This is a genomic window from Methylophaga lonarensis MPL (assembly GCF_000349205.1).
GTDB lineage: Bacteria > Pseudomonadota > Gammaproteobacteria > Nitrosococcales > Methylophagaceae > Methylophaga > Methylophaga lonarensis.
In genome coordinates this window covers 1-1034 of record NZ_APHR01000108.1, presented here as the reverse complement: position 1 = coordinate 1034, position 1034 = coordinate 1, and the positions used below count along the sequence as shown (strand labels likewise).

General features: G+C 51.0%; 1 protein-coding gene. It reads right to left on the bottom strand.

Features of this window, described 5'->3' with window-relative positions; translation table 11 throughout:
* Nucleotides 1-6 precede the first annotated feature (6 nt).
* Nucleotides 7-1034, bottom strand: a 1028-nt coding sequence (tuf, locus tag MPL1_RS13080) for an elongation factor Tu (protein WP_009727612.1), incomplete at its 5' end; no start/stop codon positions are given.

Sequence of the window (1034 nt, the reverse complement as noted above, 5' to 3'; positions counted from 1 at the left end):
TCAGCTTCACGAATAGCGAAACAGCAAACCTTCTTCCATCGCAATCGGTGCAATCAGGGTTACGTCCATTTTGATGTTGTCACCAGGCATGACCATTTCTACACCTGATGGCAAGTCACAGGCACCAGTTACGTCAGTTGTACGGAAGTAAAACTGTGGACGGTAGCCATTGAAGAATGGTGTGTGACGACCACCTTCGTCTTTCGACAAAATGTACACTTCCGCTTCAAACTTGGTGTGTGGCTTGATGGTGCCTGGGTGCGCCAGTACTTGACCACGGTCTACTTCTTCACGCTTCGTTCCACGCAGCAGTACACCCACGTTATCGCCAGCTTGACCTTGGTCCAGCAGCTTACGGAACATTTCTACACCGGTACAGGTGGTTTTCTGGGTGTCTTTGATACCGACGATTTCCAGTTCTTCACCAACTTTCACGATGCCACGCTCTACACGACCGGTGACAACCGTACCACGACCTGAGATTGAGAATACGTCTTCAATCGGCATCAGGAACGCGCCATCAATCGCACGCTCTGGTTCTGGGAAGTAGCTGTCCATCGCTTCGGTCAGACGCATGATAGATGGCACACCAATTTCGCTGGTGTCACCTTCCAGGGCTTTCAGTGCGCTACCAACGATGATTGGCGTGTCGTCACCTGGGAAGTCATAGCTGTCCAGCAACTCACGTACTTCCATTTCGACCAGCTCAATCAGTTCAGCATCGTCAACCATGTCCGCTTTGTTCAGGAACACGACGATGTAAGGAACGCCTACCTGACGTGACAGCAGTATGTGCTCACGGGTTTGTGGCATCGGGCCATCAGCTGCGTTGACTACCAGAATTGCACCGTCCATTTGTGCTGCACCGGTGATCATGTTTTTGACATAGTCAGCATGGCCTGGGCAGTCAACGTGGGCATAGTGGCGGTTGGCAGTTTCGTATTCTACGTGTGCTGTAGAAATGGTAATGCCACGCTCTCTTTCTTCTGGTGCGTTATCAATATCCGCGTAATCCTTGAACGTACCACCTTGAA